The sequence below is a fragment of the Streptomyces bobili genome (assembly GCF_002154575.1).
Classification (GTDB): domain Bacteria; phylum Actinomycetota; class Actinomycetes; order Streptomycetales; family Streptomycetaceae; genus Streptomyces; species Streptomyces bobili.
Genome location: NZ_MUBA01000877.1, coordinates 1 through 552, shown reverse-complemented (window position 1 = coordinate 552; position 552 = coordinate 1). Strand labels below are relative to the sequence as shown.

The following is a 552-nucleotide window of genomic DNA, read 5'->3' as shown; positions in this document are numbered from 1 at the left end:
GACGGCTGCAGGGCGTGCGCGGAGTCGACGAGGACGACGACCGGGTGCACGCCGGCGCAGGTGACGCGGGTGGTGTTGGTGAGGTCGAGGAACCAGGTGCCGTGGCCGCCCCCGGCACGGTAGGAATCGGGCCCGCCGTGCAGACGGGTGGTGAGCGGGAAGTTTCCGGCGTCCGGCCCGGCACAGCTGGGCCCGGCCTGCGCGAAGGCGGGCGCGGAGAGCAGAACGGCGGCTGCGGCGAGGCAGAGGGATACGGGTGTGCACAGTCGCATGAACACGTGAGCCTGCCGGAGGGGCCGGCCCGGCGGGGGCTGCCGCACCGTACGGCCGGACGCTTGCATTCGTTCGGCGGAGGGGCACCTTCTCCGGTGGCATCGAGGGCTGGGGGACTCCCAGGCTGTGGGGGCGGGGGCTTCTTATACGTCCGTCCGCCCGAACACCGGTCCCAGCAGCAGGTGGGCGGCGCCCTCCGCCACGCTCGCGCTCCCGCCGGGGGCGAGTCGCACCGGTACGGCCGGCTCCGGGGAGCCCTCTCGTGCGGCGCGGGCGGCG

The 552-nt window shown here is 75.2% G+C and carries 1 pseudogene; it reads right to left on the bottom strand.

Features of this window, described 5'->3' with window-relative positions:
• Positions 1-272: pseudogene (locus BZL64_RS38420) on the bottom strand (hypothetical protein); the annotation flags it as partial.
• Between the last annotated feature and the right edge of the window lie 280 nt (positions 273-552).